Raw genomic sequence first — 14,063 nt, 5'->3', positions numbered from 1 at the left:
AACGCCGTACACCTGTGGAACAAGGAGACAGAGATGAATAATAAGGACTCCAGCCTGACCCCGGCTCAGGCACTGGACATGCTGGATGCGCTGTACGACCAGGCGGTTAACGCCCTGCGCAGCGCCATCAGCGACTATATCAAAGACGGAACGCTCCCCGATGCAGAGGCCAGAATGAATGGCCTCTTTGTTTATCCGTCACTTTCCGTGACCTGGGATGGCAGCGCCACCAATACGCCGAAGACCCGCGCCTATGCGCGATTCACCCACGCTGGCTGCTACTCCACCACTGTTACCCGTCCAACGCTGTTCCGCCCTTACCTGGAGGAGCAGCTGACGCTGCTGTATCAGGATTACGGCGCCCACATCACCGTGGAGCCCTCGCGCCATGAGATCCCCTACCCGTACGTTATCGATGGCTCAGAGCTGACCCTGGACCGCTCCATGAGCGCGGGCTTAACGCGCCATTTCCCGACCACCGAGCTTTCGCAGATCGGCGATGAGACCGCCGACGGGATCTACCACCCGGCAGAGTTTTCCCCACTGTCGCACTTTGATGCCCGCCGGGTCGATTTTTCGCTGGCGCGTCTGCGTCACTACACCGGTACCCCGGCAGAACATTTCCAGCCGTTTGTCCTGTTCACCAACTACACCCGCTATGTGGATGAGTTTGTCCGCTGGGGCTGCAGCCAGATCCTCGATCCCGACAGCCCGTACATTGCCCTCTCCTGCGCGGGCGGGATCTGGATCACCGCCGAAACCGAAGCCCCGGAGCAGGCCATTTCTGACCTGGCGTGGAAAAAACACCAGATGCCCGCCTGGCACCTGGTCACCGCCGAGGGTCAGGGCATCACTCTGATTAACATTGGGGTGGGCCCGTCGAACGCCAAAACCATCTGCGACCACCTCGCGGTGCTGCGCCCGGACGTCTGGCTGATGATTGGTCACTGTGGCGGCCTGCGTGAAAGCCAGCTGATTGGCGATTATGTGCTGGCCCACGCCTACCTGCGTGACGACCATGTGCTGGATGCGGTGTTGCCGCCGGATATTCCGATCCCAAGCATCGCCGAAGTGCAGCGGGCGCTGTACGACGCCACCAAAGAGGTGAGCGGTATGCCGGGAGAAGAAGTTAAGCAGCGGTTGCGCACCGGCACGGTCGTTACTACCGACGACCGGAACTGGGAGCTGCGCTACTCGGCCTCGGCCCTGCGCTTTAACCTGAGCCGCGCGGTGGCGATTGATATGGAGAGTGCCACCATCGCCGCCCAGGGTTACCGCTTCCGTGTGCCTTACGGCACCCTGCTGTGCGTTTCCGATAAGCCGCTGCATGGGGAAATTAAACTTCCTGGCCAGGCAAACCGTTTTTACGAGGGGGCGATCTCCGAGCATCTGCAGATTGGCATTCGCGCTATCGACCTGCTGCGCGCCGAAGGGGATAAATTGCACTCGCGTAAACTGCGTACCTTTAACGAGCCGCCGTTCCGCTGATCATAAAAAAGGAAAGTTATGCAAACCACCTCACCGCTATTCACCCTGCGCCAGTGGCTGGAAACCCAGGCGCTGGATGGCATTATCGTCCCCCGCGCCGATGCCTTTCAGAGCGAATATTGCCATCCTCATGACGATATTCTCGCCTGGCTGACCGGCTTTGATGGCTCAGCGGGGCATGCCCTGATCCTGCGCGATCGCGCCCTGCTGTTTGTCGATGGGCGTTATCAGGTTCAGGCTCGTGAACAGGTTAATCTGGCTGAGATTGAGATCCTGCATCTGCACAACGATCCGCTGGCAGACTGGTTGCAGCAGAACATGAAACCCGGGGCGCGTATCGCCTTTGAAGCGATGCTGATGACCCAAACCCAGTATGAAGCACTCAATGCCAGTCACTGTGAGCTTGCCGCCCTGAATGCATCGCCGTTTGATACCCTCTGGCAGGATCGTCCGGCCCCGCCTGTCGGGGCCATCCGCGAAATGCCGGTGGAGATCAGCGGTGAAAGCAGTGCCGACAAGCGCCAGCGCGTGGCCGCCATTCTGGCAGAACAGCACGCCGATTATCTGGCCATCACCCAGCCGGATAACATCGCCTGGCTGTTGAACGTACGCGGCAGCGATATCCCGACGAGCCCGGTACCGAACTCGTTTGCCCTGCTGAGCCGCGACGGTGCGGTGACGTGGTTTGTCACGCCTGAAAAAACCCGCGCGCTTTCGGCCCTGCTGCTGGAGAGCCTGACGCTGGCGCCTGAATCTGATTTTCTATCGCAAAGCCAGCAGCTGTGCGTCGGTAAGCGCGTGATGGTGGATGCCGATTCCGCCCCTGTCGCCCTGCGCTTTGCCGTTGAGCCGCAGGGAGAGATCGTCTGGCACGCTGACCCGATCACCGCAATGAAAGCGCACAAAAACCCGATTGAGCTGGCGGGCTACCGCGACAGCCACCATCAGGACGGGGTGGCATGGGTCAACTTTCTTGCCTGGCTGGCGCACGAAGTGCCCCGTCGCGAAGCCTCTGGTCAACCTATTACCGAGCTGGAAGCCCAGGCGCAGCAGCTTCTCTTCCGTGAGCAGCGGCCAGGCTTTATCGAGCAGAGTTTTGCCACTATCTCCGCCTCTGGTAGCAATGCGGCGATGTGCCATTACCACTCCAGCGAACAGACGAATGCGGCCATTACCCGCGACCACTTTTATCTGAACGATTCCGGCGGGCAGTATCACAACGGCACTACCGACGCCACGCGCACGCTCGCTTTCGGTCCACTGAGCGCTCAGTGTCGTCTGCACTATACCGCCGTGCTGAAAGGCTTTTTATCGCTTATTTCCCTGCAATTCCCGTCCGGAACCTGCGGGCATCAGATCGATGCCTTTGCGCGGCGTGAGCTGTGGGAGCTGGGGCTCGATTTTGATCACGGCACCGGGCACGGCGTGGGGCATCAGCTGCTGATCCATGAAAATCCGCAGCGTATTGCGAAGAAGGTTAACTCCTGGCCGCTGGTGGCGGGAAATATCATCACCATCGAGCCGGGCTACTATATGGCGGATGCGTATGGTATTCGTATCGAAAACCAGGTGGAGGTGGTGGAGAGCGTACCGGGCTTCTGCCGCTTTGCGTCGCTGACTCTGGTCCCTATCGACCTGAGTCAGGTGGATCTGCATCTGCTGAGCGAAAAAGAGATTAAATGGCTGGATGAGTACCACCAGCAGGTGCGTGAGGCGCTCTCGCCGCACGTTAACAGTGAGGCGCGTCCATGGCTGATCTCGGCCACGGCGCCGGTGCGCGTACACCGCCAAGGGCTCATTAAGTAATGACGGCAGCCTTCGGGTTGCCATTTTTTGGACTGTCCCGGAAAAGCAAAAAGCCTGCTTTAAAAGCAGGCTTTTTAAATTTGGCTCCTCTGACTGGACTCGAACCAGTGACATACGGATTAACAGTCCGCCGTTCTACCGACTGAACTACAGAGGAATCGTGTGAACGGGGCGAATATTAGCGATGCCACCTGGCGTTGTCAAAGGCAGATTGCAGATTTTGCATCGTTTGCCGATTTATTCCCCACTTTGCGCATTCACTATCCGTTCTGCGGGGATCGCCGCCACATTTTCACGCACAGGCCGCGGATATTTCCACAGCCAGCGTCCGCTGACCATTCGCCAGTAGAACAGTGCGCCACGTACTGTCCAGTCGAGGAACATCCCCAGCCAGACACCTACCACGCCCATTCCCAGCATGATCCCCAGGGTATAACCCGCTACCACGCGGCAGCCCCACATCCCGAGCATAGAAACCCACATGGCGAAGCGGGCATCCCGTGCCCCTTTCAGCCCGGCAGGCAGCACCCACGACGCCGCCCAGATCGGCATAAAGGCGGCGTTCAGCCAGATGAGGATCACCACCACATCTTTTACATCCTGTTCATGGGTATAGAACGACGCCATCAGGCTGGCGAACGGCGCCGTGCCCCAGGCAATGGCCGTGAGCCCGATTGTCGAGAGCCAGAAAACATGGCGCAGCTGGCGCTCCGCCTGACCTATCTGCCCTTTCCCGAGCCGTTTACCGGTGATGATGGTGGAGGCAGAGCCCAGCGCGTTACCCGGCAGGTTGATCAATGCGGCAATGGAGAAGGCGATAAAGTTACCGGCGATCACGTCGGTACCCATTCCGGCCACGAACATCTGGGTCAACAGCTTACCGCCGTTGAACAACACCGATTCAATGCTGGCGGGTACGCCGATCCCCATCACTTCCCAGATAATGGCGAAGTTAAGCGGTTTGAAATAACTTTTGAGGCTGATGCGCAACGACGGGTTAAAACCAACCGCCAGCACCACAATAATGGCGATGGCGCCAATGTAGCGGGAGATGGTCAGACCCAGACCGGCTCCGATAAAACCGAGCCCGTCCCAGGAAAAAAGCCCGTAAATCAGCACGCTGCTGATTAAAATGTTGAGAATGTTCATTCCGCCGTTTATCAGCAGCGGAATTTTGGTATTCCCTGCCCCACGCAGCGCCCCGCTACCAATCAGCGCAATCGCCGCGGCCGGGTAGCTGAGCACCGTCATTTCGAGATACGACAGCGCCAGGGCTTTCACCTCTCCGGTGGCATCGCCGGCCACCACATCGATAATCTCTTCGCCGAAATAGTGGATCACCGCTGCCAGCACAATGGAGAACAGGGTCATGATCACCAGCGACTGCCTGGCGGCAGCCCTGGCCCGGCGCGGATCGCGCTTACCCAGGCTAAAGGCCACCACCACCGTGGTACCCAGGTCTATCGCCGCGAAGAAAGAGATAATGACCATATTGAAGCTGTCGGCCAGCCCCACGCCCGCCATCGCCTCTTTACCGAGCCAGCTGACCAGGAAGGTGCTAAGCACGCCCATCAGCAGTACACAGGTATTTTCCAGAAAGATAGGCACGGCAAGGGGGGTGATTTCGCGCCAGAAGAGAACTTTGTAGCTCTTACGTTTGCTATACCAGCGCGTGCGCATCACGGCCTGGCGTAAAGCGGAGGTGACGTTCAAAATGGACCTTAGAGAGAAAGTTGAAACTACATTTCAAATAATGAGGGAGAAATGCAGATCCTGCAAAGTATTTCCCACAAAAATATGTAGGTAATTACGACAAACTGGTGACAGAATCAGCAGTTGATCGAATCGGACTAAGATCAGGTTTGACAAAAGTTTTTTCGCCGCTAAGATAACGCTCCACAACGATTCCTCTGTAGTTCAGTCGGTAGAACGGCGGACTGTTAATCCGTATGTCACTGGTTCGAGTCCAGTCAGAGGAGCCAGATTTAAAAAGCCTGCTTTCGAGCAGGCTTTTTGCTTTTCTGATGCCGGTAAAAACCGGAGCCAAAAAAAAGCCCCCCGACTAGTCGGAGGGCTTAGCTGTTAGGCGGTGATTACTCGCCTTTGGCTTCCGCGTGCTTCATCTCGCCCATCACTTTCAGTTTTTTGGAGATTTCGCGACGCTCTTTAGAGATCTCGGCATTTTTGATGATGTAGTCGTCTACGCGGTCTTCGTAGTCGCTTTTCATGCTGGCAATGATGCCCTGGATAGCTTCAACGCTCATGCCTGGCTTGATGTAATCGCTCAGGTTGTCCAGCAGCAGAACGCGCTTCTGGTTGTCACGGATCTTCTTCTCAACGTCCTGGATTTCACGTTGCAGTTTGTTCTTGCGGCGGAACAGGCGGACGAACTCCAGAACATCCTGGAACGAAGGCTTAGTTGTTTCCATTTTTACACCCCTGATAATGTGAGATTCGGATTCGTTTAAACAACCGCGATAGCATTAACCTTACTGACAGCGATTGCTGATGACAATAATTTTTCCTTTGTCCCTATCATAACCTCAATTTCTGCTGAATCGAAGCAGCAGACAACAGAACCCTGCATAGCCGCTTTTTATTTGCGCAATGCCCGGCAGATAAGATGCGACAATAATTCCAGCTGGCGAGCAAGTTCCATGCTCAACCATACATAGCCGTGTATGGGCGTTTCCGCCACGTTTTCATTGTGATGATCGTTGATCAGCTGACGCAGCTCGGCAACGATTTCGTTCAGCCGCTCGGTGTTCGCCAGGATGGGCTGCGGATTGCCTTCATAAAGCGCATGGGCAATGGTGAGCAGCGTTTGCTGCGTCATCTGCTGCGTCTCTTTTAAGGTCCGGGCATTCAGCATCACAAAATGGCTGGCCCGGGAGGACCAGTGGGCGTTGATCTGTAGCTCGAGCATGCAGACCAGGTTGCGGCTCACGGTCTGGATCGCTTCAAAAATCGCTTTCTGAATGTGGGTCTCTTTGCTGGCCGGGGTGATCAGACCGCGCATTTTTACCACGTCATTGAGGATGGTTTGCAGGTGTTTTTCCAGCCGTGGTCGTTCCACCAGGTTGGGGGAAAAGCCCGCCTGATAGACCCGGTTAAAGGCGGTAACGTAGTTCGCCATCTGGATACGCCAGTGCAAAAAGGCCCGCTGCGGCCAGATGCCGGTAAAGAGCATCGCCAGCAGCGAGCCCAGGATCACATCACCGCTTCGCCACAGGGCAGTCTGCATGTCCCCGGTCGGCGCGCCAATTACCACCGCGAGGGTGATGCCGATCAGCAGCGCCTGATAGGGGCGTTTGCCCAGTGCCAGCCAGCCGCAGAGAAACATGGCCGCCGCGCACCACACCAGCATCAGCGGCAGAGAGATTAGCTCCAGCTTCAGGGCAATTAACCCCAGCGCCGAGCCCAGAATGGTGCCGCCAATGCGCTCATACGCGCGCGGAACGACGTTCCCCCAGAAGGAGATCGGCCCCATGATGACCACTAGGGTGATCAGCGGCCATGTCCCTTCCGGCACGGCCAGCAGACGCACCAGTAAAAAAGTGAGGATAAACGCCAGCGCGATACGGCATCCATGTACGATGCGGTAATGACGATACAGTCGAATTTCAAAAGGCGTTAGAGATTTGTCGGGGCGCACACGCTCTCCAGCTTTACGGCAAACCCTGATTGTACTGCGTTTTCTGCCGGAGTAGTGCTCCCCGGCAGAAAAACCCTGTTAAAAGTGGGCATTAGTGGACCGTTACGCAATACGGCTCTGTACCGGAATAAACATCTCGATATCCCAGTAACCGTCGGCGTTACCGTCATTCAGATAACGTTCAAAGCAGGCTTTTGGCGCGATCTGGTAATCGACATCCTCAAGCAGACTGTCGAAAAACAGGTTCCAGGGCGTGGCGAAATCATGGTTTTCTACGCGGGCCGTCGCCACCGCGTAGTCGCCTGCAGCCACTTCGGTGAGGATCACCCCTTCACTGTTGGGAGGAATAACAAAATCGTCCGGCACGGTGATGACCGTGTCGCAGCGTAATTTTTCGGCAGGCACTTCGTCAGGGTTATCATAATAGACCGCCACCCACTCCAGCGGCTGGATCTGACGCCCCTGCACCCACATCATCAGTTGTTCAAAACCCTGCTTAACGGTTTGCTCCCACGGGCCAACCATATGAAAACCGGCAATTTTGCGTTTGTTCTGGTGCGTGATGCTGTAGTCCATGCTGCCTCCGATTGTTTACTGTATATACATACACTGTAATGCAGAAAAAAGCGGTTTAACAATAATGACCTGTCTATTATGCGAGCAGGCTCGCACAGTCGCCAGCCTGCTCCTCCATGCGCTACGCCTTATGGTGCAGATAGTCGCTTAGCCGCGAGAACATCCCGCCTTTACCGACGCTCTCCAGCGTCACCAGCGGCCAATGGGCTACCACTCTATCGCGATCGTACAGTTCGATCTCCCCGACCCGCTGATGGGCGGCAATCGGTGCTTCGAGCTCTTTCTTATCCAGGACATACTTCGCCTTGATGTTCGGCAGCTCAGCCTTAGGCAGCGCCAGCCAGAAGTCCTGATCGGTGCCTAACGAAATACGCTCCTTATCACCGTACCAGATGCGCTCGTTGCCCACCTGCTTACCGTTACGCAGGATCTGCACGGTATCGAAATTCTGTTGGCCCCACTGGAGCAGTTTGCGCGCCTGATCCTCGCGACCTTTTGGACTTTCAGCTCCCATGACGACGGCAATCAGACGGCGCTCGCCGTCGACAGCAGAGGCGATCAGGTTAAAACCGGCGCCGGAGGTGTGTCCGGTTTTCAGACCATCCACATTGAGCGACTTATCCCACAGCAGACCGTTACGGTTCTTTTGAGTGATACCGTTCCAGGTCAGGCTCTTTTCACTGTACATATGATAAAACGCCGGCTCACCGTGGATGATGGCGCGGGAGAGCACCGCCAGATCGTAAGCGGAGCTGTGCTGGCCCGGCGCATCAAGACCGTGTACCGTTTCAAAATGGGTGTCGCGCAAATTCAGCTTTTTGACGTAATTATTCATCATATTGACGAACTGTGGCTGCCCACCCGCCACGTAATCAGCCAGCGCCACGCAGGCGTCGTTCCCGGAATCGACAATCAGGCCACGGCTGAGGTGGCGCACGGAGACTCGTTCACCCGCTTTCAGGAACATCAGCGAGGAGCCGTCAAAAACCGGATTGCCCTTGGCCCAGGCATCCTGACCGACCGTGACCATATCGTCCGGGGTGATGCGATGGCTGTCGATCGCGCGATCGACCACATAGCCGGTCATCAGCTTGGTCAGGCTGGCCGGATTACGCTGCTGATGTTCGTTGCCCGCCGTTAAAATTTGCCCCGTCGTATAGTCCATCAGCACCCAGGAACCCGCCTGGATAGCTGGCGGCTGCGGCGCATAATTAATCGGGTCGGCAGCCAGCGCGGATGAAATGCTCAAAGTGAGTAAAGAAACAGCAATAAACAGACGGCGTTTCAACGGTATATCCTCAGGTCATTTAAAATCGTTGCCCTTTTTACGGAAGTTTCCCGCTGGATACCTGGAATAATTGCAAAAAAATGTGACAGCACGCAGGTTTTTCCCGGATGCCAGGTCGCAAATTTGCAGGTGGACAGCGCTTTTTCTTCGGCGTGCCTGGCCGGATGGTTTACCATAGCAGTGTCACTCATAAACAGGATGGTATTACTGGTGTCTGACTCCGCCGCGCGCCCTACATTTTTATTCCACGATTACGAAACCTTCGGCACCAGCCCGTCGCTGGATCGCCCCGCTCAGTTTGCTGCCATCCGCACCGATGCAGATTTCAACGTTATCGGCGAGCCGGAGGTGTTTTATTGCAAACCGGCCGATGACTATTTACCCCAGCCCGGCGCAGTGATGGTCACCGGCATTACCCCGCAGGAAGCCCGGGAGAAAGGGGTAAATGAGGCAGAGTTTGCCCGTCGCATTCACGACCTGTTCACCGTGCCCAACACCTGCGTGGTGGGCTACAACAACGTGCGCTTCGATGACGAAGTGACCCGCCATATTTTTTACCGTAACTTCTACGATCCTTACGCCTGGAGCTGGCAAAACCGTAATTCGCGCTGGGATCTGCTCGACGTGATGCGCGCCTGCTACGCCCTGCGTCCGGAGGGGATTAACTGGCCGGAAAACGACGACGGGCTGCCCAGCTTCCGCCTGGAACATCTGACCCGCGCGAACGGCATTGAACACAGTAACGCCCATGATGCCATGGCGGATGTGTACGCTACCATTGCGATGGCGAAGCTGGTTAAGACCCGACAGCCGAAGCTGTTTGAGTACCTGCTCAGCCATCGCAGTAAGCAAAAGCTCACCACTCTGATTGATGTGCCGCAGATGAAACCACTGATGCACATCTCCGGGATGTTTGGCGCCTGGCGAGGGAACACCAGTTGGGTCGCCCCGCTGGCCTGGCATCCGGAAAACCGCAACGCGGTGATTATGGTGGACCTGGCAGGCGATATTACCCCGCTGCTGACGCTTGACAGCGATCAGCTTCGCGAGCGGCTGTACACGCCGAAAGAGGCGCTGGGCGACGATGCCGCCGTACCGCTGAAGCTGGTGCATATCAATAAGTGTCCGGTGCTGGCGCCTGCCAACACCCTGCGCCCGATCGATGCCGAGCGGCTGGGAATCGATCGTCAACACTGCCTGGCTAACCTGAAGCTGCTGCGGGAAAACCCGCAGGTGCGCGAAAAAGCGGTGGCGATTTTCGCCGAAGCGGAGCCGTTTATTCCTTCTGAGAACGTCGATGCCCAGCTCTATAACGGCTTTTTCAGCGATGCGGACCGCAATGCCATGAATATCGTTTTGCAGACCGATCCCCGCAACCTGCCCGCACTGGATATTACCTTTGTGGATGAGCGCATCCGGAAGCTGATGTTTAACTATCGCGCGCGTAACTTCCCCGGCACGCTGGATGAGGCCGAGCAGGAGCGCTGGTTGCAGCATCGCCGCAACGTCTTTACGCCGGAATATTTACAGGCTTATGCCCAGGAGCTGGAGATGCTCTACGGTGAGTACGAAGGCAATGCGGAGAAGCAGGCACTGTTGAAAGCGCTGTACCAGTATGCGCAGGAGATTGTGTAAGTTCAGGGCATAAAAAAACCGGAGGCGATGTACTCCGGTTTTTTTTGCTTTGCCCGGCAGCGTTACGCTTGCCGGGCCTGGAAGTTGTTACGCGACGTCTTCGTACTGCGGTACAGGGTTGCGGAAGCTTTTAGTCACGCATGCCAGGTAAACCAGGCCGATACCACCCCAGATCAGACCCAGAATCATGGAGCTCTCTTCCAGGTTGATCCACAGCGCACCCACGGTCAGCGCGCCACATACCGGCAGCAGCAGGTAGTTGAAGTGGTCTTTCAGCGTTTTGTTGCGCTTCTCACGGATCCAAAACTGCGAGATCACGGAGAGGTTAACAAAGGTAAAGGCCACCAACGCACCGAAGTTAATCAGGGCAGTCGCGGTAACCAGGTCGAAGTTAATCGCCAGCAGCGCAATCGCACCGACCAGCAGCACGTTCCATGCCGGGGTACGCCATTTCGGATGAACATAACCGAAGAAGCGCGTCGGGAATACGCCGTCGCGGCCCATGACATACATCAGACGAGAAACGCCTGCGTGCGCCGCCATGCCGGATGCCAGTACGGTAACGCTGGAGAAGATCAGCACGCCCCACTGGAAGGTTTTACCCGCAACATACAGCATGATTTCTGGCTGTGACGCATCCGGATCTTTGAAGCGAGAGATATCCGGGAAGTACAGCTGCAGGAAGTAAGACGCACCGATAAAGATGATGCCGCCCAGCAGCGCTGTCAGGAAGATAGCACGCGGGATGACACGCTCTGCGTCTTTTGTCTCTTCAGACAGAGAAGAGATACCGTCGAAGCCCAGGAACGAGAAGCAGAGGATCGTCGCACCGGTGATCATTGGCACAACGTGCGCGCCTTCAGACCAGAACGGACGTGAGCTTACCAGCGTACCCGCACCTTCACCGTGAGAAACACCGTAGATGATCAGACCGACGATTACCGCAACAATACCCATCTGCAGGATAACGATCAGGGTGTTGAAGTTAGCCACGGTCTTGATGCTGCGCAGGTTAGAGATGGTCATGAAGGCCACCAGCGCCACAACGAAGATCCACGACGGCACGGAAGGCACCAGCGCTTCGAAGTAAATTTTTGCCAGCAGAATGTTGATCATCGGCATGAACAGGTAGTCCAGCAGAGATGACCAGCCCACCATAAAGCCAACAGCAGGGCTAATGGATTTCTGAGCATAGGTGTACGCAGAGCCTGCAGACGGGAAGCGGCGAACCAGCTTACCGTAGCTCAGCGCGGTAAAGAGGATTGCGACCAGCGCAAAGGCATACGCCGTTGCAACGTGACCGTCAGTGAGGCCTGATACGATACCGAATGTATCAAACAGCGTCATCGGCTGCATATAGGCAAGGCCCATCATAACAACCGGAATCAACGTAAGCGTTTTACGTAATTCCACGCGAGAGGTTTTTGGAGTTGCATTATGCGACATAGTTATTCTCCTTTACGGTGAATACCGCCACGTAAGCGAATGATTGCCCCATTTCTTTCTTCCTCAGCGACAACAACTGTCGGATTTTAGTAAGTATCTATCCGGTACGAAGCCCGGCCTCTTGGATTTAAATGATTTTCTTACATGCAAAAAAAAATAACCGACGCCTTTTATATCGTCGATTATTTATATGTTTGCAGCGGCGCATTTTGCCCTGGTTTGGGACGAAAAGGCAAGAGTGCAAAGGCTATCTGACACAAAAAATTCACACTAATCGCTTGATTTCTAGGCTTCGCTTTGGGCGTAAACGGCAGCAATAGCACTATTTGCTAAAATTTCCTGGCGCCACCAGGCGCTGGCGAGGCCGGCAGTCTGTTCATTCCAGCCTATCCACACGGAATCATAACTGGATTGCGCCATCACCTGCTTCTCAATTAACGCCCCGCTTTCGATAAAACGCTGAGCTAAATAACGCGGAAGGTACCCGCAGCCTAAGCCGCTAATTTGCAGTTCCAGTTTGGTTTTAAAATCGAAAACGGTAATGGCTTCCTGATCGTCGAGCAGTTGCGATGACGCGGTGCAGCCAAGCAGAGCGCTATCGCCCACTACAATGGCACGGTAGCTTTTAATGACCCGACGGTTAATCGGCTCGGGCTCCTGGGCTAAAGGATGGTGCGGGGCAATAACGAAGACCTGTTCGAGCTGTCCCAGGCAGGCAAAACCAAATTCGCTGAGCTGGGGCGGCTCATGTAATGCGCCGACGACAATATCCGCCCGCCCCTGCACCAGCGCCTCCCATGAGCCCGCAAGGACGCCGTTGATAAACTTAAGCCGGGTGACGCTGTGTCGCTGATAGAAGGCTTCAATCAGCGGCGACAGCAGTGAAAAGGGAAACGTATCGTCTACGCTGATTATCAGCTCATTTTCCCAACCCTGATGCAGTTTGACGGCCTGCTTTTCCAGCTCGCGTACTGAATGCAGTACTTCCCGCCCCTTTTCCAGCAGCATTTTTCCGGTGCGGGTAAAGCGCGCCCGGTGGCCGGTACGGTCAAGGATTTGAATATTAAGGTCGCTTTCCAGCTTGTGAACGGTATAGCTGAGGGCGGAGGGCGTTTTAAAGAGCTTCGCCGACGCCGCAGCAAAGCTCCCCTCTTTTTCCAGTGCATCAAGGATTATAAGGACATCCAGCAGCGGTTTCATGCTCACCCCCTTGTGGTGCGCTTACGCTCCGCCAGCGGCGTTACTCCATTGGCATAACCAGCGGATCGGGAAAGAGATACTCAAATCCCAGTTCATGACAGATGCGGTTCCCATCAATCAATTTGCCCTTCCCCTCTCCGGGGGCATCGTGAAAGTGCGGTGGCGCCAGGCCAAGCTGACGGGCCATCGCCGGATAGAATGTACTGCGTGTTGGATGAGAGGGCGCACATATATTATAGATGTGCCCGCCCTTCGGGGCCTGTAATAACAGGGTAATTGCACCGATCACGTCTTCAAGATGCACCAGATTGACGCCATGTTGCCCGTCCGGCGCTGATTTACCGGCAAAAAAACGCCCCGGATGACGGCCAGGCCCGACTAACCCTGCAAGGCGTAATATATCCACCTGAGTGCCGGGTAAATTATGCAGCCAGTCCTCCAGCTCTTTTAAAACACGCCCGCTGGAGGTTACCGGCTGGCGCGGCATATTTTCTTTGACGGCGCCTTCGACATCGCCATATACCGAGGTTGAGCTGGTGAAAATAATACGCGAAATATGGTGTGCCAGCGCGCTGTCGACAATTTCCTGCACCGCTTGCAGATAATAGGTTTCACCCGGACCGGTGCGACGTGCCGGCAGCGTTAATACCAGCGCATCCACATTCATCAGAGCGTCCAGGTCATCGGCGTCGCATACCAGTTCCGGCTCAAGGCGCAACTCAACGCTCTCAATACCGCACATCCGCGCCGCCTCGACGCCATCTGCGGTGGTTTTGCTGCCAGTGACGTGCCAGCCCCGCGCCTGTAACGACATAGCCAGCGGCATTCCAAGCCATCCCAGACCGACAATTGCGACCTTTTTCATGCGTTTTCTCCTGACTATTACGCCTCTGCTGTAAGGCTACGCCAGCCACGCTGAACTGACAATTGATAGCGCTAATATGAAATCATTTAATGATTAAAAAAAGC

At 55.8% G+C, this 14,063-nt stretch carries 12 protein-coding genes and 2 tRNA genes; 4 read left to right on the top strand and 10 right to left on the bottom strand.

Annotated features, from left to right (window positions below; genetic code table 11):
* The first annotated feature begins 33 nt into the window (after positions 1 to 33).
* Together DVA44_RS08115 and DVA44_RS08110 are read left to right on the top strand one after the other, a co-directional pair.
* Positions 34 to 1,488: an AMP nucleosidase gene (locus DVA44_RS08115; RefSeq protein ID WP_114314543.1), complete on the top strand. Its 1,455-nt coding sequence runs from the start codon at positions 34 to 36 to the stop codon at positions 1,486 to 1,488.
* 18 nt (positions 1,489 to 1,506) lie between these two features.
* Positions 1,507 to 3,294 carry an aminopeptidase P family protein gene (locus tag DVA44_RS08110; RefSeq protein WP_114386186.1) on the top strand — a complete coding sequence of 596 codons (1,788 nt, stop codon included), beginning with the start codon at positions 1,507 to 1,509 and terminating at the stop codon, positions 3,292 to 3,294.
* A gap of 81 nt (positions 3,295 to 3,375) precedes the next feature.
* Here the strand turns inward: DVA44_RS08110 and DVA44_RS08105 are convergent.
* Positions 3,376 to 3,451 (bottom strand) — tRNA-Asn (locus tag DVA44_RS08105).
* A gap of 80 nt (positions 3,452 to 3,531) precedes the next feature.
* Positions 3,532 to 4,974: an EmmdR/YeeO family multidrug/toxin efflux MATE transporter gene (locus DVA44_RS08100; protein WP_233210569.1), complete on the bottom strand. Its 1,443-nt coding sequence runs from the start codon at positions 4,972 to 4,974 to the stop codon at positions 3,532 to 3,534.
* Positions 4,975 to 5,200: 226 nt separating this feature from the next.
* Between DVA44_RS08100 and DVA44_RS08095 the strand changes: the two genes are divergently transcribed.
* Positions 5,201 to 5,276: transfer RNA gene (locus DVA44_RS08095), tRNA-Asn, on the top strand.
* 111 nt (positions 5,277 to 5,387) lie between these two features.
* Here the strand turns inward: DVA44_RS08095 and DVA44_RS08090 are convergent.
* From DVA44_RS08090 to dacD, 4 genes are all read right to left on the bottom strand, one after another.
* Entirely contained in the window at positions 5,388 to 5,723 is a 336-nt protein-coding gene (locus tag DVA44_RS08090; RefSeq protein ID WP_103180181.1) for a DUF496 family protein, read from the bottom strand.
* Positions 5,724 to 5,890: 167 nt separating this feature from the next.
* The gene (locus tag DVA44_RS08085; RefSeq protein WP_114386184.1) at positions 5,891 to 6,949 is read right to left on the bottom strand and encodes an FUSC family protein; all 1,059 of its coding nucleotides are present in this window, start codon (positions 6,947 to 6,949) and stop codon (positions 5,891 to 5,893) included.
* Between the two features lie 102 nt (positions 6,950 to 7,051).
* The gene (gene sbmC, locus DVA44_RS08080) at positions 7,052 to 7,525 is read right to left on the bottom strand and encodes a DNA gyrase inhibitor SbmC (protein WP_103822474.1); all 474 of its coding nucleotides are present in this window, start codon (positions 7,523 to 7,525) and stop codon (positions 7,052 to 7,054) included.
* 121 nt (positions 7,526 to 7,646) lie between these two features.
* Complete coding sequence (gene dacD, locus DVA44_RS08075; protein WP_114386182.1) at positions 7,647 to 8,819, bottom strand: serine-type D-Ala-D-Ala carboxypeptidase DacD; 1,173 nt, start codon at positions 8,817 to 8,819, stop codon at positions 7,647 to 7,649.
* 192 nt (positions 8,820 to 9,011) lie between these two features.
* Between dacD and sbcB the strand changes: the two genes are divergently transcribed.
* The gene (gene sbcB / locus DVA44_RS08070) at positions 9,012 to 10,448 is read left to right on the top strand and encodes an exodeoxyribonuclease I (protein ID WP_371413845.1); all 1,437 of its coding nucleotides are present in this window, start codon (positions 9,012 to 9,014) and stop codon (positions 10,446 to 10,448) included.
* A gap of 87 nt (positions 10,449 to 10,535) precedes the next feature.
* Here sbcB and DVA44_RS08065 read toward each other — a convergent pair whose 3' ends face one another.
* From DVA44_RS08065 to DVA44_RS08050, 4 genes are all read right to left on the bottom strand, one after another.
* A complete protein-coding gene (locus DVA44_RS08065) occupies positions 10,536 to 11,894 on the bottom strand; it encodes an APC family permease (RefSeq protein ID WP_168194464.1) in 1,359 nt (452 codons plus the stop codon).
* Positions 11,884 to 11,946, bottom strand: a complete 63-nt coding sequence (gene yoeI / locus DVA44_RS26210) for a membrane protein YoeI (protein WP_138370007.1) — start codon at positions 11,944 to 11,946, stop codon at positions 11,884 to 11,886. Before yoeI ends, DVA44_RS08065 begins: the two co-directional genes overlap by 11 nt.
* Positions 11,947 to 12,179: 233 nt before the next feature.
* Positions 12,180 to 13,094: a LysR family transcriptional regulator gene (locus DVA44_RS08055; RefSeq protein ID WP_114386180.1), complete on the bottom strand. Its 915-nt coding sequence runs from the start codon at positions 13,092 to 13,094 to the stop codon at positions 12,180 to 12,182.
* Positions 13,095 to 13,134: 40 nt separating this feature from the next.
* Positions 13,135 to 13,959 (bottom strand): SDR family oxidoreductase, encoded by an 825-nt coding sequence (locus tag DVA44_RS08050; protein WP_114386178.1) that lies wholly within the window; start codon positions 13,957 to 13,959, stop codon positions 13,135 to 13,137.
* Positions 13,960 to 14,063: the final 104 nt, after the last annotated feature.

This window comes from Leclercia sp. W17 (assembly GCF_003336325.1).
Taxonomy (GTDB): Bacteria; Pseudomonadota; Gammaproteobacteria; order Enterobacterales; family Enterobacteriaceae; genus Enterobacter.
This window is presented reverse-complemented; position numbering and strand designations above follow the sequence as displayed.